At 68.3% G+C, this 19,431-nt stretch carries 19 protein-coding genes; 11 read left to right on the top strand and 8 right to left on the bottom strand.

Annotation, left to right across the window (positions count from 1 at the left end; translation table 11 throughout):
- Positions 1-69: 69 nt before the first annotated feature.
- Entirely contained in the window at positions 70-258 is a 189-nt protein-coding gene (locus tag DKG74_RS04735; protein WP_133251503.1) for a hypothetical protein, read from the bottom strand.
- A gap of 174 nt (positions 259-432) precedes the next feature.
- On the opposite strand from DKG74_RS04735, the gene DKG74_RS04730 reads away from it, so the two are divergent.
- From DKG74_RS04730 to DKG74_RS04720, 3 genes are all read left to right on the top strand, one after another.
- Positions 433-1,329, top strand: coding sequence for an SHOCT domain-containing protein (locus DKG74_RS04730; RefSeq protein WP_109903161.1), 897 nt, complete (start codon positions 433-435; stop codon positions 1,327-1,329).
- Positions 1,330-1,460: 131 nt separating this feature from the next.
- Positions 1,461-1,685: a 50S ribosomal protein L31 gene (rpmE, locus tag DKG74_RS04725; RefSeq protein WP_109903159.1), complete on the top strand. Its 225-nt coding sequence runs from the start codon at positions 1,461-1,463 to the stop codon at positions 1,683-1,685.
- Between the two features lie 233 nt (positions 1,686-1,918).
- Positions 1,919-2,389 carry an Hsp20 family protein gene (locus DKG74_RS04720; RefSeq protein WP_109903157.1) on the top strand — a complete coding sequence of 157 codons (471 nt, stop codon included), beginning with the start codon at positions 1,919-1,921 and terminating at the stop codon, positions 2,387-2,389.
- A 164-nt stretch (positions 2,390-2,553) separates the two neighbouring features.
- On the opposite strand, the gene DKG74_RS04715 is transcribed toward DKG74_RS04720, so the two are convergent.
- Positions 2,554-2,748, bottom strand: a complete 195-nt coding sequence (locus DKG74_RS04715) for a DUF1192 domain-containing protein (RefSeq protein ID WP_109903155.1) — start codon at positions 2,746-2,748, stop codon at positions 2,554-2,556.
- A 57-nt stretch (positions 2,749-2,805) separates the two neighbouring features.
- On the opposite strand from DKG74_RS04715, the gene DKG74_RS04710 reads away from it, so the two are divergent.
- Positions 2,806-3,804, top strand: coding sequence for an NAD(P)H-quinone oxidoreductase (locus DKG74_RS04710; protein WP_109903153.1), 999 nt, complete (start codon positions 2,806-2,808; stop codon positions 3,802-3,804).
- Between the two features lie 122 nt (positions 3,805-3,926).
- Positions 3,927-4,580 carry a DUF1013 domain-containing protein gene (locus tag DKG74_RS04705; protein WP_109903151.1) on the top strand — a complete coding sequence of 218 codons (654 nt, stop codon included), beginning with the start codon at positions 3,927-3,929 and terminating at the stop codon, positions 4,578-4,580.
- 61 nt (positions 4,581-4,641) lie between these two features.
- Here the strand turns inward: DKG74_RS04705 and DKG74_RS04700 are convergent, their stop codons facing one another.
- From DKG74_RS04700 to DKG74_RS04690, 3 genes are read right to left on the bottom strand one after another with little or no spacing between them, the layout of a single operon-like run.
- A complete protein-coding gene (locus DKG74_RS04700) occupies positions 4,642-5,277 on the bottom strand; it encodes a DUF599 domain-containing protein (protein ID WP_109903149.1) in 636 nt (211 codons plus the stop codon).
- A gap of 2 nt (positions 5,278-5,279) precedes the next feature.
- Entirely contained in the window at positions 5,280-5,696 is a 417-nt protein-coding gene (locus tag DKG74_RS04695; protein ID WP_109903147.1) for a DUF6691 family protein, read from the bottom strand.
- Positions 5,697-5,713: 17 nt separating this feature from the next.
- Positions 5,714-6,136: a YeeE/YedE family protein gene (locus DKG74_RS04690; protein ID WP_109903145.1), complete on the bottom strand. Its 423-nt coding sequence runs from the start codon at positions 6,134-6,136 to the stop codon at positions 5,714-5,716.
- A 270-nt stretch (positions 6,137-6,406) separates the two neighbouring features.
- On the opposite strand from DKG74_RS04690, the gene DKG74_RS04685 reads away from it, so the two are divergent.
- The 6 genes from DKG74_RS04685 (at position 6,407) to cydX (ending at position 13,506) form a co-directional block, all read left to right on the top strand.
- The gene (locus DKG74_RS04685) at positions 6,407-6,796 is read left to right on the top strand and encodes a hypothetical protein (protein WP_109903143.1); all 390 of its coding nucleotides are present in this window, start codon (positions 6,407-6,409) and stop codon (positions 6,794-6,796) included.
- Positions 6,797-7,100: 304 nt separating this feature from the next.
- On the top strand, positions 7,101-8,750 hold the full coding sequence (gene cydD / locus DKG74_RS04680) for a thiol reductant ABC exporter subunit CydD (protein ID WP_109903141.1): 1,650 nt from the start codon (positions 7,101-7,103) through the stop codon (positions 8,748-8,750).
- A complete protein-coding gene (locus DKG74_RS04675) occupies positions 8,747-10,438 on the top strand; it encodes an amino acid ABC transporter ATP-binding/permease protein (RefSeq protein ID WP_109903139.1) in 1,692 nt (563 codons plus the stop codon). The genes cydD and DKG74_RS04675 overlap by 4 nt, the downstream gene beginning before the upstream one ends.
- A gap of 183 nt (positions 10,439-10,621) precedes the next feature.
- On the top strand, positions 10,622-12,199 hold the full coding sequence (locus DKG74_RS04670) for a cytochrome ubiquinol oxidase subunit I (protein WP_109903773.1): 1,578 nt from the start codon (positions 10,622-10,624) through the stop codon (positions 12,197-12,199).
- A 5-nt stretch (positions 12,200-12,204) separates the two neighbouring features.
- Positions 12,205-13,359, top strand: coding sequence for a cytochrome d ubiquinol oxidase subunit II (gene cydB / locus DKG74_RS04665; RefSeq protein ID WP_109903137.1), 1,155 nt, complete (start codon positions 12,205-12,207; stop codon positions 13,357-13,359).
- 27 nt (positions 13,360-13,386) lie between these two features.
- On the top strand, positions 13,387-13,506 hold the full coding sequence (gene cydX, locus DKG74_RS04660) for a cytochrome bd-I oxidase subunit CydX (RefSeq protein WP_109903135.1): 120 nt from the start codon (positions 13,387-13,389) through the stop codon (positions 13,504-13,506).
- Positions 13,507-13,557: 51 nt separating this feature from the next.
- On the opposite strand, the gene DKG74_RS04655 is transcribed toward cydX, so the two are convergent.
- From DKG74_RS04655 to DKG74_RS04645, 3 genes are all read right to left on the bottom strand, one after another.
- Entirely contained in the window at positions 13,558-14,847 is a 1,290-nt protein-coding gene (locus DKG74_RS04655) for a putative bifunctional diguanylate cyclase/phosphodiesterase (RefSeq protein ID WP_109903133.1), read from the bottom strand.
- Between the two features lie 101 nt (positions 14,848-14,948).
- A complete protein-coding gene (locus DKG74_RS04650; protein ID WP_109903131.1) occupies positions 14,949-16,289 on the bottom strand; it encodes an NAD(P)/FAD-dependent oxidoreductase in 1,341 nt (446 codons plus the stop codon).
- Positions 16,290-16,479: 190 nt separating this feature from the next.
- On the bottom strand, positions 16,480-19,422 hold the full coding sequence (locus DKG74_RS04645) for a CHAT domain-containing protein (protein WP_165837532.1): 2,943 nt from the start codon (positions 19,420-19,422) through the stop codon (positions 16,480-16,482).
- Positions 19,423-19,431: the final 9 nt, after the last annotated feature.

Below are 19,431 nucleotides of genomic sequence, written 5' to 3'. Positions count from 1 at the left end.
TTGCCGCCGTGCCAATCCCGGGACCGGAGCGGGCGCCATCGGGACGGGCGCGGGGCCCGTCCCGACCCGTCAGGCCGAAATATCGACGCTGGCGCCCACCCCCGGGGACAGATAGCCGGATTTGGCCGGGGCGGCGGCGGCGACGTGGCCACCGTCGTCGCTGTCGCCGTCGTTCTCACGCTCGCCGACCCTTTCGGTCGTCGGGGCGATCTGTTGCGGCCTCTGTTCAGGAATGGTCGTTTGCGCGGAGACTCTCATGCTCATTTCCTTCTGAAATCAAGCATTCCCATTCTGGTGACATTTCCTGACCGGAACCTGACAGCCTGCCGGAATCTGCCGCGAAGCCTCGTTGTTTCCTCGCCAAGGGCGGTGAAGGGGCGCATGGTGGCGCCGACACGCGGCACGGCCGCCTTTCAGTATTCGGGATCGACAATGCGACAGCTTTCACCTGCCGGGCAGCAGGCGGTCAACGACATCGCCCAGCGCCATGGCTTCAGCCCGGACGCGGTCGCCAGCATGTTGGGCAGCGTGATCGACGGCAATGGCAGCATGGCCCAGTTCAATCACCCCGAATTCGCCGGTTCGGGCCAGTGGATGCGGGGCGGCATGATCATGCTCTCCGACATGTTCAACAATTACCTGAAGGGCCGGGTCGACAGCCTGTGCACGGAATTGTCGAACCTCGTCGCCAACCAGCCCGACCTGATCCACACCGGCTCGTTCCAGTCGCAGTCCCAGGGCAGCCAGTATCAGGGCGGGCCTTACCAGAACACGCAGTATCAGGGCAGCGGCGCGTCCGCCGGCTTTGGCGCGGCCAGCCTGTTCGTGCCGCCGCCGCCGGGGCAGGGCGCCAACTGGTGGCCGGCGGAGCTGGGCTTCGCCTCCTCCACCGGGGCGCAGAACGACGTCCGCTACGCCTATTTCGCCGATAGCCGCCGCCTCGCCATCGCCATGGGCGGCCACGTCACCGTCTATGACACGCTGGACCACAATATCGGCGGCTTCTCGCAGCAGCAGTCCTATGGAGGCACCCTCAGTTTCACCAGCCAGTATGGCCTGATCGACGTCGCCAGCCTGCCCATCGTTTCCATCGACGGTCAGGCGCCGATGGCCCCGCCCGCGCCCGCGCCGGTGTTCGCGCCCGTGTTCGCGCCGCCGCCCGCGCCCGTGTTCGAATCGCCAGCCCCCATCGCGCCGATGCCGCCGCCGTCTCCCGCTGAGGGCGATATCTTCGCCGCGATCGAGAAACTGGCGGCGCTGCACGCCAAGGGCATCCTGACCGATCAGGAATTCGGTGCGAAGAAGGCGGAGCTCCTGTCCCGGCTCTGATCAGCCGGGCGATTTTCAGCAATGACCATTGCCAAGGGCCGCCAATTCCGTTAGGAACGCGGCTTCTCGACACAAGGTCGATCAGATTTTCTCGTGGCCGGCGGCAGGTTCCGTGGTCAAGGAGCAGAGTGATGAAGGAAGGCATTCACCCCGACTACCATGTCGTCACGGTCGAAATGACGGACGGCACGGTATTCCAGACCCGGACCACCTGGGGCAAGGAAGGCGACGTGTTGAAGCTCGATATCGACAAGAGCTCGCACCCCGCCTGGACCGGCGGCAGCCAGCGCATCATCGACACGGGCGGCATGGTCGCGCGTTTCAACAAGCGCTTCTCCAAGTTCGGCATCAAGTGATCCCGCGCCGCTCTGCGGCGCATCGGACACAGTGCGCCGCTTGGCGGCGCAGGTTTTGGAAAAGGGCGGCCCTCGGGTCGCCCTTTTTCGTTTTCGGCCCCCTTGAAGGGGCTTTTTCCCGCACCTACCTGAGTGTTGCCGGATGCCCGATCGGGGTTCGGCGCGCAGGTCCGCCCGGTTTCGGGGGGCCCGCCGCAAGACGAAACTCGCCTTTGCTCATCAGGAGAATTGCGATGCGCTCTGCCTTTGATTTCTCGCCCCTCATGCGCTCGACCATCGGTTTCGACCGGGTGTCCCGCCTGCTCGACAGCGCGGCCCGCATGGACGAGGCGGCCAACAGCTATCCGCCCTACAACATCGAGAAGGCCGGTGACGACCGTTACCGCATCACCATGGCGGTGGCCGGTTTCGCGCCCGACGCCCTCGACGTCACGGTGAACGAAAACATGCTCGTGATCGCCGGCAAGGCGCGCGAGGACAAGACCGGCGTCGAATATCTGCATCGCGGCATCGCCGCCCGCGCCTTCGAGCGCCGCTTCGAACTCGCCGACACGATCAAGGTGGTGAACGCCAGTTTCGAGAACGGCCTCCTCCACATCGAACTCGTGCGCGAGGTGCCGGAAGCCAAGAAGCCGCGCCAGATCGCCATCGAGACCCGCGCCGTCGCGGCCGGCCCGCAGATCGAGCATCAGCACGCCGCCTGATCCCAGGACCGCGGGGTGGCGATACCCCCAAATGGCGACGGGCTGCCCAATGGGCAGCCCGTTCTATTGTGATGCCGTCCCTGTCAGACTTGCTGGCCGGATCATGCTGAAGCGCGATGCCTGCGTCAACCCGCCACATGCGGGCGCGCACAAGATTCTTTCGCCTAACTCTTGAAAAAGGCTGCCGCCGCATCGCGGCTCGCCTTCTTTTTGGCGATTGCTTCCGCGCAGCGGGCAATTTCCGCCTCGGCGCTGGATATCCGCGCCTGCAGATCCTCGATCGACAGGGGATCGAGGGGGATCGGCTCGATCGCCACCCCCGTTTTCGGCCGCGGCCTCTCGTCGGGATCGAATACCATCCTTGCCTCGTGCCTTGTCCTCGCCTAACCAACGATGACCATAGCATGGAGTGCGCGATGTCGACCGTCCCCGAAACCATGACCGCCATCGCCATCGCCAGCCCCGGCGGTCCCGAGGTGCTGAAGCCGGTCAGCCTGCCGGTGCCGCAACCGGGCAAGGGCGAAGTCCTGATCCGCCTCGCCGCCGCGGGGGTCAACCGGCCGGACGTGCTGCAGCGCCTCGGCGTCTATCCGCCGCCGCCCGGCGCGCCCGAGACCCCGGGGTTGGAGGGGGCGGGGACCATCGTCGCCTTGGGGGCCGAGGTCTCGCGTTTCGCCGTCGGCGACCGGGTCATGGCCCTGCTCGCGGGCGGGGGCTATGCCGAATATGCCGTCGCGCCGGCTGCCCAATGCCTGCCCGTTCCCGACGGTCTGTCGATGGTCGAGGCGGCGGCGATCCCCGAGACCTTCTTTACCGTCTGGACCAATGTCTTCGATCGGGGCGGCCTCCAGCCGGGTGAGAGTTTCCTCGTCCATGGCGGCGCCAGCGGCATCGGCACGACGGCGATCCAGATGGCGTCCGCCCTCGGCGCCCATGTCTTCACCACGGTCGGCGGCGCGGCCAAGCGCGAGCCGCTGATGGCGCTCGGCGCGCAGCGGGTGATCGACTACAAGACCGAGGATTTCGTCGAGGTGATCAAGGCCGAGACCGGCAAGAAGTGCGTCGACGTCGTCCTCGACATGGTTGGCGGCGATTATGTCGCGCGCAATATCGCCTGCATGGCGACGGGCGGGCGCCTCGTCTATATCGCCTTCCTGCAGGGCGCGCAGGTCGAGGTGAACCTGATGCCGGTCATGCTGAAGCGCCTGACCATCACCGGCTCCACCCTGCGCATCCGCTCCATCGCCGACAAGGCGGCCATCGCGGCCTCGCTCGAGGCCAGGGTCTGGCCGCTGCTGGCGGCGGGCAAGATCAGGCCGGTGATCGACCGCACCTTCCCGCTGACCGATGCCGCCGGCGCGCACGAGAGGATGGACGACCGGGATCATCTGGGCAAGATTGTGCTGGAGATGTGAGGTTGCCGGTCGCGTGCGGGGTTTGACGTCGCTGCGCACCGCGACTATATAGCCCTATCGCTAAAGGCCATGATCATGGCAGCGGCAGGCCGGAAGGCCGGTCGCAACGGTGGAGAATTGACATGACCCTGCCCCTGATGCCCAAGGCCACCGCCGTCTGGCTGGTGGAAAACACGGCGCTGACCTTCGACCAGATCGCGAAATTCTGCGGTCTGCATCCGCTCGAGGTGAAGGGCATCGCCGATGGCGAAGTGTTTCAGGGCATCGTCGGTCTCGATCCGGTCGCCCACGGCCAGCTGAACCAGTCCGAACTGGACAAGGCGCAGGCCAATCCGCGCTACGAGATGAAGGTCAGCGAATCGACCAATCCGTCGCCGCGCGCCCGCTCCAAGGGGCCGCGCTATACCCCGGTCTCGCGCCGGCAGGACCGGCCGGATGCCATCGCCTGGCTGCTGCGCCACCACCCCGAACTGTCGGACGCCCAGGTCTGCCGCCTGATCGGCACGACCAAGCCGACGATCAAGGCCGTGCGCGACCGCAGCCACTGGAACAGCCAGAACATCAAGCCGGTCGACCCGGTGACCCTTGGCCTGTGCAGCCAGATCGAACTCGATCAGGCGGTGCAGAAGGCCGCCGACCGCGTGAAGGGCGAAGGCGGCCCGGACGACGAGGACGATTACGACGAGGCCAATGCGCCCGAGACGCTGGAGGCCCTGGCCGAAGCCGAGGGCGAAGAGGGCGAGGAAGAGGGGCTGACCCCCGGCTGGGCCAACTGAGCCCCGCTCGATCTGGAATGCGGAACGGCCGGGGAATGCCCCGGCCGTTTCATTTGGGGCATCAGGCCGCGGGATGCCGCCGGTCGAAATAGGCCAGCACCATGATGACCGCGAGGGCGCCGGGCAGCACCGCCATGGGCTCGAACAGGCCGACAACGAGCGGCGCCAGATAGACCATGGTGCGCAGGCTGTCGCTGTAATAGCGCCCGGCGAGGGCGACATAATGCCGGGCCGTGACCCGGTCGTCGTCGCTGGCGGCGGCGCCGAAACCGACCAGATAGGACAGGTGGTTGTAGAAGCGCGCCGACTGTGTGGCAAAGAGGAAGGCCGAGAAGAGCACGATGACCAGCAGGCCGCCGATGGTCAGCTGTACCGGGCGCACCGCCGCTTCCTCGGGGCTTTCGGCGATGCGCAGCGCCAGATGGGCGGCGACCGGGCCGACCAGGCTGATCGTGCCCATGATCGCGATCACCGTCGTCGAGGCGACGATGCTCGCCGCCATCAGCGAATTGCGCAGGGTCTGGACCGCGACGATCTCCTGACCCGGCCGCGCCATGAGGGCATCCAGCCAGCGCTCGCGCATGGTGACATGGCGCTGGCGGGCGGTCTGGCGGCGGCGCTGATGCCGCTCGAAGGCAAGGATGGCGATGGCTGCCCCCGCGAGGGCGAGCCAGCGCCAGACGTCCGCCGACAGCATGGTCAACCGCGCATCCGGGCGAAGCGGACCACGATCATGCCCGCGATCATGGCGCCGACCAGGGCGAAGACATCACCATTGCCGGCGATCAGCGACGACAGGGCGGGCCCCGGGCAATAGCCGGCGAGGCCCCAGCCGATGCCGAACAGCGCGGCGCCGCCGACCAGCGGCAGGTCGATGTCGGTCCTTGTCGGGATCTGGAACTTGGCGTCCAGCGCCGGCTTCGGCCGCGCCAGCACCAGCCGGTAACCGATGAAGGTGACGATGACGCCCGCGCCCATGACAAAGGCGAGGGCCGGGTTCCACGCCCCGGCAAGGTCGAGGAAGCCGATGACCCTGGCGGGATCGGTCATGCCGGCGAGGGCAAGGCCGAGGCCGAAAATCAGCCCGGCGGCGAGGGCGGCGATGATGCGTGCCATGACGATGATCCCCGTGATCAGAGCAGGTGACGGACGACGAAGACGGTCGCGACGCCGGTCGCCATGAAGGTGCCGACGGCGACGAAGCTGCGTTTCGACAGGCGCGACAGGCCGCAGATGCCATGGCCCGAGGTGCAGCCCGAGCCGAGCGCGGTGCCGACGCCGACGATGAAGCCGCCGAGGATCATCATCGGCAGTCCGACGACAGGGGCGCCGATGCCGCTGTCGCCGGTGAAGGCCTGCAGCAGCAGGGGGCCGCCCAGCAGGCCGGCGATAAAGGCGACGCGCCACATGGCTTCACCGCCCCGCGCCGGGGCCGGGGGCAACAGATTTCCGAGGATGCCGCTGATGCCGGTGATGCGGCCGAGCAAGCCCATCATCAGGATGGCCGAGAGCGCGATGAGCGCGCCGCCGAGCGTCGGCGAAATGAATTGATCCATGGCGTTTGTCCCGTGTCCGCTGGTTTGTATCATTATATATAATCATAAAATGTAAATTGGAATAGGGCTGGCGATGAGCGCGGCGCAGGGCGGAACTGTGCGCCGCGCAGAGGGGGCGGCTGCGTTCATCTGTCGCTGCGCGCTTGCGTCGCTGTGCGTTTCTGTCCCATTGCCGGGAGCCGGGACGAGGGCTTACCTCGAAAATATCCCAGCGGCGGATTGTATTCCATGCGGTCACTTTCGGCATATCGGCGGATCGGCCGGCGTCACATGATGACGCTGCTGGCCGCGCTTGCCCTGTGCCTGCAGGTGATCGCGCCGCTGTCGCCGATGCATGGCGGCCGCATCAATTCGCTGGCGGCCCTGCAGGCGGCCCTTGAAGAGCTTTGCAGCATCGACGGAAAGGCGCCGGGCCAACGGCCCGCGCCAGCCCTGCCGGGCCATGACTGTCAGGTCTGCATCACCCAGGCCGTCGCCGGCCTCGGTCTTATCCCCGTCACCCTGGCGCTGGTCGTGCCCGGGGGACATGGTCATCTCGACTGGCACCAGCAGCCCCTCACTGCGCCGGACCTGATCCATGTCGCCGACGTCCAGCCGCGTGGTCCTCCCCTTGCGCGGGCGATCGTGCCCGGTAACACGATGAATATCCGCATCCTGTAACGCCGAAGGTTTGCCGAAACCTCGGGTGTTTCGCCGATTTCGGATCGGCGGGCAGCCATCGCGGGCGGGTCATTCATCTTCGGGCGACCGGCATTCCGGCTCCGACCCCAATCCATCCACCCTTCAAACGAGAATGCCGCAGGGCCCGCTGCGCTTGTTCCTGTCATCATATGCGCATACTGTAATTTCAATAATAATTGAAATTGCGGCGAGCGTGGAGCCAACACCCCCATGAACCCTCCGCCCCCGATGTCGGTCATCGCGTCCCTGTCCGCCCCTTGCCGGGTGATCGCGGGTTGATGCCATGACCCATCCTCGCGCCCCGAAAATCGGCCGTCTGTCGGCGGGAAGCCTGCTTTCCGCGCTGGCCGCGCTGATCTGGCTGCCGCAGGCGGCGCTGCTCGCCCTGTCCGTGCAGGCGCTGGCGGACGGTGGCGGCTTTGGCGCCGTCGTGGTGCTGGCGGGTTTCGTGCTTGGGCTCGGCGTTCTCCGCGCCGGAGCCGAGGCGGCGGGGGCGCGCCTGTCGTACCTGCGGGCCCGGCAGCTGCTGGGCGAGGCGCGGGGCGAGGCCCTGCATTGCCTCGCCACCGGCTCGCCGCTCGATCCCCGGCGCCATCCGGCTGGTCTCGCCGCTTCCGTGCTGGCCGAACAGGCGGAAACCCTGCTGCCCTACCTTTCGCGCTTCGAGCCGGTACGCCTGCGCGTCGCGCTGGTGCCGCCGCTCATCCTCGCCGCCGTCTTCAGCCAGTCCTGGGTGGCGGCGCTGATTCTCCTCGCCGCGGCGCCGCTGATCCCCGTCTTCATGGCCCTCGTCGGCTGGCGCGCCAAGGCGGCGAGCGAAGCCCAGATGGTCGAAATGGGCGGCATGAACGCCTTCCTGCTCGACCGGCTGCGCGGGCTTGCCACCATTCGCGGCCTCGGCGCCATCGAGGCGACGGCCGAGCGGCTGGCGGCCAGCGCCCGGGGCCTGCGCCAGCGCACCATGGCGGTGCTGCGTATCGCCTTCCTGTCGTCCGCCGTGCTCGAGCTGTTCTCGGCCCTCGGTGTCGCCATGGTCGCCGTCTATGTCGGCTTCCACCTGCTCGGCCAGCTTGGCTTCGGCGCCTGGGGCGGCCGGCTCGACCTCGCTCAGGGCCTGTTCGTGCTGATGCTGGCCCCCGCCTTCTTCGAGCCCTTGCGCGATCTCTCGGCGGTCTGGCACGACCGCGCGGCGGGTGTTGCCGCCGCCGACAGCCTGGCCCGGCTCGCCGCCCCCGGCCTCGAGGTGCCCGGTGCCCTCGATAGGGCTGGCGCGGCAAGCGGCCCGGTGCCGGGGGTAGAGATCGAGCATCTGCATTTCAGCCACGAAGGTGCGGCGAAGCCCGTATTCACGGATTTCAGCCTGAATATCCGCCCCGGCGAGCATGTCGCGCTGACTGCGCCGTCGGGCGCGGGCAAATCCACCCTGCTGTCGCTGATCGCGGGGCTTGCCCCGGTCGGCGCCGGATGCATCGCCATCGGCGGCACCGCGCTGACCGGGGCGAGCGCCGCCAGTCTTCGCGCCCGCATCGCCTGGATCGGCCAGCGCCCGCATTTCTTCGCCGGCACGGTGCGGGGCAACATCGCCCTCGGCCGGCCGGAAATCGGTCTGATGGACGTGCTCGACGCGGTGGCGCTGGCCCGGTTGCAGGGCGTGGCCGGGCCGGGCGCGGCGCGCGATCTTGGCGAAGGCGGCGGTGGCCTGTCGGGCGGTGAGCAGCTTCGCCTGGCGATTGCCCGGGCGGCGGCGACGCCGGACCTCGGCCTTGTCATCGCCGACGAGCCGACGGCCCATCTCGACCGCGCGACGGCGGCGGAAGTGACCGCGGGGCTGCTCGCCCTCGCCGAGGGGCGGACCCTGATCCTCGCCACCCATGATCCGGTGCTGATCGCCGCCATGGACCGGCAGATCGACCTGACGGGGGCACGGTCATGAGCGCGCTTCGTCTTCTCCCCGCCATTCTCCGCCTGCTGGCGGAAGGTCATCGGGGTCGGCTCGCCCTCGGCGCGCTGCTGGCGGCGGCGACGGTGTTGGCGGGCATCGCCCTGCTCGGCCTGTCGGGCTGGTTCATTACCGCGACGGCGCTGGCGGGTCTCGTCCCCGCGACGGCGCTGGTCTTCGATGTCTTCGCGCCTGCCGCCGCCATCCGCCTGCTGGCGCTGGTGCGCACCGCCGCCCGCTATGGCGAGCGGCTGGTGACCCATGACGCGACCCTGCGCACGCTCGAGACCCTGCGGGTCCGCCTGTTCCGGGCCTATGCCCTGCCCGGGGCGGCGCGCGGCCTGCTGGCCCGGCCCGGGCGGATGCTGTTCCGCCTGACCAGCGATATCGACGCCCTCGAATCCTTCTACCTGCGCCTCGGCGTGCCCGCCATCGCCGCCGTCGGCGCGGCGCTGGTCGCCGGGGCGGCGCTGTCCTTCATCGACGGCTGGCTCGGTCTCGGCTTCGGTCCGTTCCTGGTGTTCGCCGGGCTCGGCGTTCCGCTGCTGGCGGCATTGGTCGGGCGGCGGGCGGCGCGGCGCCGCGCCCTTGGCCTCGAGGCCTTGCGCGTGCGGACCATCGACCTTGTCGACGGTCAGACCGATCTTCTGCTCGCCGGGCGGATGCCGGCCCAGCTGGGCGCGGCCAAACGGGCCGATGCCTATCTCGCCGCGGCCGATGACCGGCTGAACCGGGCTGAATGCGGCGCCGGTTTCCTGCTCGGCATCGCCGGCTGCCTTGGCCTCGTGGGTGTCCTGCTGGCCTGCGCGCTGCTGGTCGAACAGGGCGCGATCGGCACGCCGGTCGCCGCCTTCGCCCTGCTGCTCGCCCTCGCCGCGATGGAGCCTTTCGCCGCGCTGCGCCGGGGCGCGGTCGAGATCGGTCGCAGTCTGCTGGCCGTCGACCGGCTGGCGCCGACACTTCTGTCGCCGCTCGTCCCTTCGGTGGTGCCCTTGCCGCTCGACCAGCGCCTCGCGGTCGAGATCAGGGGCGCGACCTGCCGCCATGACGGCGCCGCCGCGCCGGTCCTGACCGCCCTTGATCTTGCCATTGCCAAAGGCGAGCGGGTCGCCCTGATCGGGCCGAGCGGCGCCGGCAAATCCAGCCTGATGCAGGCCATCGCCGGGGAATTGCCGCAGAGCGCGGGCCATGTCGCCACGCTGCCCTCGGCCCTGCTGACCCAGCGCAGCGAATTGTTCCGCGACACGGTGGCCGGCAACCTGCGCCTCGCCCACGCCGGGGCGAGCGAGGCCGAGTTGTGGGCCGCGCTGGACGCAGCCGGCCTTGGTGCCGACATCCGTGCCCTGCCGCATGGCCTTGCAACAAGGCTCGGCGACGGCGGCCTCGGGCTGTCGGGCGGGCAGGGGCGGCGGCTGGCGCTGGCGCGGCTGCTGCTGCGGCCGGTGCCGCTGTGGCTGCTGGACGAGCCGACCGAGGCGCTGGATGGCGCGGTCGCGGCCGACGTCCTTGCCCGTGTCGCCGCGGCCGCGAGCGACCGGACCCTGGTGATCGCCACCCATCTGCGCCGCGAGGCGGCACTGGCCGACCGGCTGATCGCCGTCGGCGGCGGTGGCATCCAGCGCGAGGCCCGCAAGGGCACGCCTGGATATGACGACATGCTGGCCGGCCTGCGGGCCGGCTAGGGGATACGCTGGCCGGCCTGCGGGCCGGCCAGGGGAGATGCCGTCCGGCCCACGGGCCGGACAGCGAAGGTGCTGGCCGGCCCTCCCGGGGCCGGTGGTGAGGGAAAAAGGTCTGTAGCCATTTCGCCCGGTGACGGGCGGGAACTCAAAAGGAGGGCGCCGGTTCGTCCGGCGTTGATCGACATGGAACTGGATATCGTAGGGCTGTCACGCCTGCAGTTCGCCATGACGGCGCTGTACCACTTTCTCTTCGTACCGCTCACGCTCGGGCTGTCCGTGCTGCTCGCCATCATGGAGACGGTCTATGTCATGACCGGGCGTCCGATCTGGCGGCAGATGACGAAATTCTGGGGCACGCTGTTCGGCATCAACTTCGTGCTGGGCGTCGCCACCGGCATCGTCATGGAATTCCAGTTCGGCATGAACTGGAGCTACTACAGCCATTATGTCGGCGACATTTTCGGCGCGCCGCTGGCGATCGAAGGCCTGATGGCCTTCTTCCTCGAGGCGACCTTCGTCGGCCTGTTCTTCTTCGGCTGGGACCGCATGTCCAAGGTCGGGCATCTGACCGCGACCTGGGCGGTGGCGCTCGGCTCCAACCTGTCGGCGCTGTGGATCCTGATCGCCAACGGCTGGATGCAGAACCCGGTGGGTTCGACCTTCAACATCCAGACCATGCGGATGGAAGTCTCGAATTTCTTCGAGGTGCTGTTCAATCCGGTGGCGCAGGCGAAATTCGTCCACACGGTCTCGGCCGGCTATGTCACGGCCTCGATCTTCGTGCTCGGCGTCTCGGCCTGGTATGCCCTGAAGGGCCGGCACATAGACATTGCCAAGCGTTCGATGACGGTCGCGGCCTCCTTCGGCCTCGCCGCCTCGCTCTCGGTCGTCGTCCTTGGCGATGAAAGCGGCTATCTCGCGAACGAGCATCAGAAGATGAAGCTCGCCGCCATGGAAGGCATGTGGGAGACGGATACCGCCCCCGCCGCCTTCACCCTGATCGGCTTCCCCGACCAGGAAGCGCGCGAGACCCATTACGCGGTGAAGATCCCCGCCGTCATGGGCCTGATCGCCACCCGCTCGCTGACCGAGGAACTGCCGGGCATCAAGGATCTGGTGGTCAAGGCCGAGGAACGCATCAGGAGCGGCATGATCGCCTATGACGCGCTGGTGAAGATCCGCGCCGCCGGCAAGGCCAAGGCCGTCGATCCGGCGGCCCAGACCGCCTTCGAGGACAATGGCGCCAACCTCGGCTATGCCCTTCTCCTGAAGCGTTACACCGACAATCCGGCGGCGGCGACGCCCGAACAGATCGAGAAGGCGGCCTGGGATACGGTGCCGCAGGTCGCGCCGCTGTTCTGGTCGTTCCGGATCATGGTCGGTCTCGGCTTCTTCTTCATCCTGCTGACGGGCGTGTTCTTCGTCCTGTCGGCCCGGCGCAACCTGCTGGCCCGGCGCTGGCTGCTGCGCGTCGCCGTGCTGGCGATCCCGCTGCCCTGGCTGGCGGCGGAACTCGGCTGGTTCGTCGCCGAATTCGGCCGTCAGCCCTGGATCATCGAAGGCGTGCTGCCGACGGCGGCCGCGGTCTCCAGCCTCGGCGCCGGGACGCTGCTGCTGACCATCGTCGGCTTCGCCGCCATCTACACCGTCCTCATCGTCATCGAAATGGGCCTGATGCTGAAAGCCATCCGCAAGGGCCCCGAAGACGACACCGACCCGCAGGCCGAGCTGATCTCGCCTGCCATCGTGCCCGCGGAGTAACCGACATGATCCTCCATCAACTCATCGACTATGAAACCCTGCGCCTGATCTGGTGGGTGCTGCTGGGCGTCCTCCTGATCGGCTTCGCCGCGACCGACGGTTTCGATCTCGGCGTCGGCGCCCTGCTGCCCTTCGTCGGCAAGACCGATATCGAGCGCCGGGTGGTGATCAACACCGTCGGCCCGGTGTGGGAAGGCAATCAGGTGTGGCTGATCCTCGGCGGCGGCGCCATCTTCGCCGCCTGGCCGCCGCTCTATGCCGTGTCCTTCTCGGGCTTCTATCTTGCCATGTTCGCGATCCTCGCGGCGCTGATCCTGCGCCCCGTGGGCTTCAAGTACCGCAGCAAGCGGGATAGCGCGGCTTGGCGCGGCGGCTGGGACTGGGCGCTGTTCGTCGGCGGCTTCGTGCCGTCGCTGATCTTCGGCGTCGCCGTCGGCAACGTGCTGCAGGGTGTGCCCTTCCGCCTCGACGACGACCTGCGCATCTTCTACGACGGCACCTTCTTCGGCCTGCTCAACCCCTATGCCCTGCTGTGCGGGCTCCTGTCGGTCGCCATGCTGGTCACCCACGGCGCCGCCTGGATCGTCCTGAAGACCGAGGGCCGGGTGGCGGAGCGGGCGCGGGCCTATGGCCAGCTCGCCTCCTTCGCCAGTTTCCTGCTCTTCGTCCTCGGCGGGGTCTGCCTCTATTTCTTCGTCAACGGCTATGCGATCACCAGCGCCGTCGACGGGGCCGGCCCGTCCAATCCGCTGCTGAAGGACGCGGTGATGCTGCCCGGGGCCTGGTTCGCCAATTACGGCGCCCATCCCTGGCTGCTGATCGCGCCGGCGCTCGGTCTCGGCGGTGCGTTCCTGACCTTCGTCTGCTTCGGCGCGCGCAAGGAAGGCCTGACCGTGCTGGCCAGCAAACTGTCGATCTTCGGCATCATCTCGACCGTCGGCGTCTCGATGTTCCCCTTCATCCTGCCGTCGTCGGCCGATCCCAGGGCCAGCCTCACCGTGTTCGACGCTTCGTCCAGCCATATGACCCTGTTCATCATGCTGGTCGTCACGCTGATCTTCCTGCCGATCGTCCTCGCCTATACCGCCTGGGTCTACAAGGTGCTGTGGGGCAAGGTCCGGCCGGAGTCCATCACCCGCAAGGGCGGTCACGCCTACTGAGCGGCCGGGAAACAAGGAGAAACGACAATGTGGTATTTCGCCTGGATGCTCGGCCTGCCGCTCGCGGCGGCCTTCGCCGTCCTCAACGCCATGTGGTACGAGCTGGTCGATGACGAGTCGGCGAAGCGCAAGCTCGCCCGCAAGTGACCTGCCCGTGCCGGGAGGGCCTGCGTAAGGGCTGAAGGTCTGGGGGCGCTGTCAGCGCAGCAGCAGCGTCCCCAGATCCTGATTGCCGATCCAGCGCATCAGTTCCGCCTCCGGCAGGGGGCGGGACAAGACATAGCCCTGATAGACATCGACGCCGAGCAGGGCGAGGTCTTCGGCCTGGGCCAGGGTCTCGACCCCTTCTGCGATGATTTGCAGGCCCATGGCATGGCCAAGTTCGATGGTCGCCCGGATGATCAGCCGGGCGACATTCGATTGCCCCAGTTCCCCGACGAAGGAGCGGTCGATCTTCAGTCCCGAAACCGGGAAATGGCGCAGCCGGTGCAGGGACGAATAGCCGATGCCGAAATCGTCGATCGAGACTTTGAGGCCGATGGCCCGGCATTCCGCCAACAGTGCAGCCGCCGCCACCGTGTCGTCGCCGATCGTGGTCTCGGTCATTTCGATTTCCAGCCATTCGACCGGAATATGGTTTTCGGCGATCAGCCGGCGCAGGTGGCGGATGTAATCACCCGATTCGAGCGCCATGGCCGAGGCGTTGACCGATACGCTGAAGTCGGTGTTCAGCGCCCTGTTGATGCGCATGATGGCTTCGCAGGCCCGTTCCGCCACCCACACGTCGATCTCGCGGATGAGGCCCGTTTCCTCGGCCAGCGGCACGAAGGTGGCCGGTGGCACGATGCCGTGGCCGGGCTGGCGCCAGCGCAGCAGCGCCTCGAAACCGACCAGCCGGTGGTCGGGCAGGGCGGCCTTGGGTTGAAAATACAGCTCGAACTGACCTTCGGTCAGAGCACGCCGCAATTCCGCGTGGGTCGCCGCCCGCTCCCTGGCGTTGCGATTGACCATCTCGTCGAAATAGACGACCGGCTGACGTTGCCGCGCTGCGGCGTTCAGCGCGGTGATCGCCCGCGACAACAGGATTTCACTGGAGTGGCCATGCTCCGGCGAGAACACCACGCCAATCCGGATGTCGACCCGCACCGAGGCGTCACCGGCCTTGATCGGCTCGGCTGTGCAGGTCAGCGCGCGTTCGACGAGATCGGAGACATCGGCGTCACCGCTTGGAGCCTCGATCAGGGCGAAGAATTCATTGGCGAACAGATGTCCGATCGGTACGTCGCCCAGGCGTTCGCCGAGACGGCGGCCGACCCCTTCGATCACCAGATCGCGGCCCGAAAAGCCCAGCAGATCCTCGATATTCGACAGGCCGACGATCTTGATCACCAGAATGCCGCGGCGTCCGCCCGGCAGCGCGTTATCGAGACGATCGACAAGCCACTGCCGGTCCCGCAGCAGCGGCCCCGGTGAGAATTTGTGGCTCATGAGTCCGGGCTGGTCCTGACGCTAGGCATTGGGCACGATCTGCTTCCAGATTGGGAATATATGATTTCAGATTGGAAATAAAGCCGGTGGCGTTCTTGGTGTCATTTTCCGACTCCGTCCCGAAGACTAAAGGCGATATAGGCGGCGCGTAAATACGTCTGGCGCAACCAGGGCAGAGGAAAACGACGCAGAGGGCGCGACACCGGCGAGGGCAGGTCCACCGGCAGACCGGCGACGCGCCGGCCCAGCAACGATCCGCCGAAACTGCCCATGGCGACGCCATTGCCGTGAAAGCCCAGCAGGAAATGGGCGCTTTCATCGTCCAGCGTGCCGAAGTGGGGCAGCAGATCGAACGTCAGATCGGTCAGGCCGCGCCAGAAATAGGCGGTCTCGGCCCGGGCGAAGGCCGGGAACATGCGGGCGAGATCGCCGCGCAGCCGTGCCTTCATCGCATCTTCCGCGGCAGGGGCTGCCGATATGCCGCCCCGCGCACCGAACATCAGGCGCCCGTCTGGCAGCAGCCGGAAATAATGCAGCAGGTGCCGCGTATCGGCGCACATGGTCAGCGTGTCGAACCGCTGTTCGGCCCGTTCCGCCGCCGTCAGCGGACGGGTGACGATAATATTCGAGAGCACGGGCAGCAGCCGGCCGGAAAGGCCCGGGTGCAGGCTCTCACGGGTGAATCCGGCGGTCGCCACCGCGACCCGGTCGGCGAGCACGCTGCCCGTCGGTGTCGTCAAGCGGTGCCGATGCCCCTCCCGCGACCAGCCGACGACAGGGCTTTCGCCATGCAGCTTCACCCCCGCATCGGCAGCGGCCCGGGCAAGCCCCTGGACGTATTTCAGCGGGTGCAGCGGAAAGCCGTGGGGTACCAGCAGCGCCCCCGCCGCCTCGGCGGTGAAGAGGCCGCGCTCCTTCACCTCGGACAGGGAAAGGACACGGCATGGTGTATCGAAGGCCTGGGCATAGAGCGCGGCCTCCTCGGCGAGGCCCTCGACGGCGCGGGGATGATGGGCGATCACCGCTTCACCTTCCGGCCCGGCTTCGGCGTCGATGGCGAATTCGGCCAGCAGCTGACGAACATGGGCGATGGCCGCGACTTGCAGCCGGAAGAAGGCTTGCGCCTCGGCGAGGCCGAAGCGACGGATGATGGCGGGCCAGGACAGTTTGGCCGACCCGAGGCAGCAGAAGCCGCCATTCCGCCCCGACGCCCCCCAGCCGATCGGCGCCGCATCGAGCACCGCCGCCGACAGGCCGCCCTCGCGGACGATGGCGATCCCGGCGTTGAGGCCGGTAACGCCCCCGCCGATGACCGCGACATCGACCTTCAGCTCACCGTCGAGACGAGGCGCCGACGGGGCCACACCCGCCGAGGCCGCCCACCAACTGGGTACCGGCTGCCGGTAATCGTGGATCGACGGATGGTGAAGCGACGCGGACATATGAATATCCTAGGGGGGCAACCGAGACAGAGGGAAGTTTTCCTTCTGTCTCGGTTGACCTACAAAATTTCGCGTCGGCGGATCGGTGTTCCGGCGCGGAAGGCGACCATCCATCCCGGCCGTCGGCCGCTGGAAGCCGCTATTCAAAGGGGCCAGAGCGGGCCGCCAATTTCACGATCGTCGGCCCGCCTCAAGGGACCTTGACGCCGGTGCCATCGCCGATCGCGGTGAAGCCGGCCCAATAGAACGGGTGGGACCAGCTTGCGCCGATGCCGCCCGTCCGACCGTCGATCATCGCGAGCTGTGCCTGGCGCAGGGCTTCAGCCCCGCCGACACCCGGACCGTGGCGGTCGAACACGCCGAGCATCAGGGCCGCGGTGGAGTCGTCTGGCACCTGCCAGTGCGAGACGACCAGACGCCGCGCCCCGGCATAGAAGAAGGCCCGAGCGAGGCCGGACAGGGCCTCGCCGCCACTCTTGCCGTCGGTTCCCGCCGTGTTGCAGGCGGAAAGCACGACGAGGTCGGCATCGAGCTTCAGGTTCAGGATATCGCTGAGGCGAAGCAGGGCGCTGTCGATGCCGCTGCCCGCGCCCGGCGTGGCCAGCAGGGCCGGTTCCGAGAAGCAGCGAATCTCGCTGGCAAGCACGGCATGGGTGGCGAAATAGAGGATGCGATAGTCGGACAGAGGCTTGGCCAGTACCGCTTCCTTGGTGAAAGCGGGACCGAGCAGGAGGGAATCGGCACCCGCGCCGACGAGCTGTGCCACGCGCCGAACCTCGCCCGCCGTCGCCGGCAGGGCGCCGAGGCTGCCCAGCACCTTGCGGTCGCGCTGGCAGCCCGCGGGCAGGCTGGCGAACAGGCTGCCGATATCCTGCGGCGGGCGGTAGTCGCCGAAACCGATCAGGGCCGAAGTGCCGGCGGCGGCGGTCGGCACCTTGCGCAGGTCGGCGAAGGCCCGCACCGAAGGCGCCGCCGATAGGGCCTGGTGGCGCACCATCCAGTCGATTCCGCGATAGTCGCCCGCCGGGGCCGTGCCCGGGCTGACGACCAGTATGCCGAAGGGAATGCTGGCCAGGGGCCCGTTGGCCGTGGTCACGAGGCGGTCGATGCCGGCGAGATCGTCGGCGATCGGACCGAACAGGGCGGCATAAAGCTGCTGCGCGAGATCGACCGGGAAACGCCCGCTCGCCCCCGCGGCGGGCAGCACACCCCGGCGCAGCGACACCACGACGTCGCCAAGGCCCTGGTCGCCGATGTCGATCCGCCACACCCGCAACCGGTCGGCGGCGACCAGGAAGCCGTAGGTGGCGTTTTCCGAACTGGCGAAGGCGGCGACGGCTTCGCCGGGTTTCAGCAGGCCTTGCAGCTCGGCCGCGCCGACCGGCGTCGCCAGCAGCTGGCGATAGCCGGACGAGGCGGCCTGCAGGGTCTCGTCGAGACCGCGCCCCTCGCGCTCAACGGTGTCCAGATCCTGGCGCAGGCGGGTAATCTTCGCCGTGTCGCGCAGGTCGGACGGCGCGGCGAGGGCGCGGTTCAGCTCGGCGACGAGGGCATAGCGCCTGCGCTCATTCTCCTGCTGTGCGCGAATGACGCCGCCCACCGCCTGATCGCCGGCCGCGAGCCGCGCGGTCGCGAGGCTGACCGTGCGGCTGGTCACGCCGGAGCGCATCAACTGCATCGCCTCGAACATCTCGATCCGCAGGCCGTCTGCCTGATCCGGCCGACGCGCAGCCAGGGTGCTCGCGACGTCGAGAAAGCCGATCAGGTCACGCGGGCGAATTTCCGCGTTGCGGGCCTTGAGGATGCTCAGCCCCTGCCGGTAGCTGTCGATGGCCTGGTCCTCGGCGCCACCGGCGAAGAGCAGGCGGCCAAGGCCGAGCCGGGCGAGGCCTTCCGGGGTCGATTGCGGCAGAATGCGCGCCCAGAGGCTGACCGCCTCGCCCTGGATGGCGATGGCGCTGGCCGGATTGCCGGCCGCGCTGGCGATGGTCGCGCGGGTCTCGAGGAACTGCGGTCGCCACCAGGGCGGCGTCGCGCGGCTGCCTGCCGCCATCGCCAGCGCCTCGTCGGCCTTGTCGGCCGCCCCCGCAAGATCGCCGAGGCGCAGGCGCAGTGCCGCCTCCGTGTGCAGGCTCTGGGCGATGTCGACCGCGACCGAGGAAGCGGAAGCGCCGGCGAAGACCAGCAGGTCGCCTCCGCCGCCGCCCGGCACTCCGCCGAGTTCGCGCGCCAGCTTGCGCCGCTGTTCGGTCGCCTGTTCGGCGTAGGACAGCGCGAGGTCGAGCTTGTTGCGGTTGGCCGCGTCGATCGCCCGGTAGGATAGCAGGCGGGGCAGGCTGGCCGGATTGGGGTTGGCGGTGGCCAGGCGCTGGGCCTCGTCGAACAGCGGACCCGCGTCGTCGAAGCGGCCCTGGTTCGACATCTCGAGCGCGACATGCATCAGGGGATCGGCGCCGCCGGGGTCGTCGGCTCCGAGGGCCTCGGCCTGCGCCAGCATGGCCGCGCGGTAACTGTCTTCCGAGGCGGCGAAGTCCTGAATCGTGTCTTCGTATTGCGCCTTCGACATGGCGGCGTAATAGACGTCGAGGGTACCTGCCCCGGTCAGGGGGCGCCCGGTGGACTGACGGATGAGTTCGATTGCCTGCGAATCCGCTGCCTGCACGCCGAGGGCGGTGCGGCCGAAGGCGGCAAGGGCAGATCTTTCGATGACGGGCAGGGCAGCCGGAATGCCGTCCGCGAGGATCAGGCGGCCGTCGTCGCTGGCCATGGCGGCGATGACGGTCGGGAAACCGCCGTTCAGCAGACGGCACTGCGCCATCGCGCCCGACAGACCGTCGGCGAAATGCGCGGGCTGCGCCTTGGCGCAGGCCATGCGCGTGTCGATTTCCCCGCGCCAGGCGCCGCCGGACAGGAGGGCGGCCGGATCGGACGCGCTCTCGACCTCGGAAAGCCGGGCCGACGGCTGCTGCCAGCTGCCGCACTGGATGGTGAAACCGCGCCGCGCGGCACCCGTCGGGGCGGTTTCGGTCAGGGTGCAGGCTTCGCCGACCAGATTCTTGCCGGCATCGCGTGGAATGTCCCGCGTGCCGTCGCCAGTACTGGCGCAGGCGGCGAGAATCAGGGGAAGGGCCATCCAGGCCAC

Source organism: Zavarzinia aquatilis, assembly GCF_003173035.1.
In the GTDB taxonomy this organism is placed as follows: Bacteria; Pseudomonadota; Alphaproteobacteria; order Zavarziniales; family Zavarziniaceae; genus Zavarzinia; species Zavarzinia aquatilis.
Note: the sequence above shows the minus strand (reverse complement) of the source record. Positions and strands in the feature narration are given on the sequence as shown.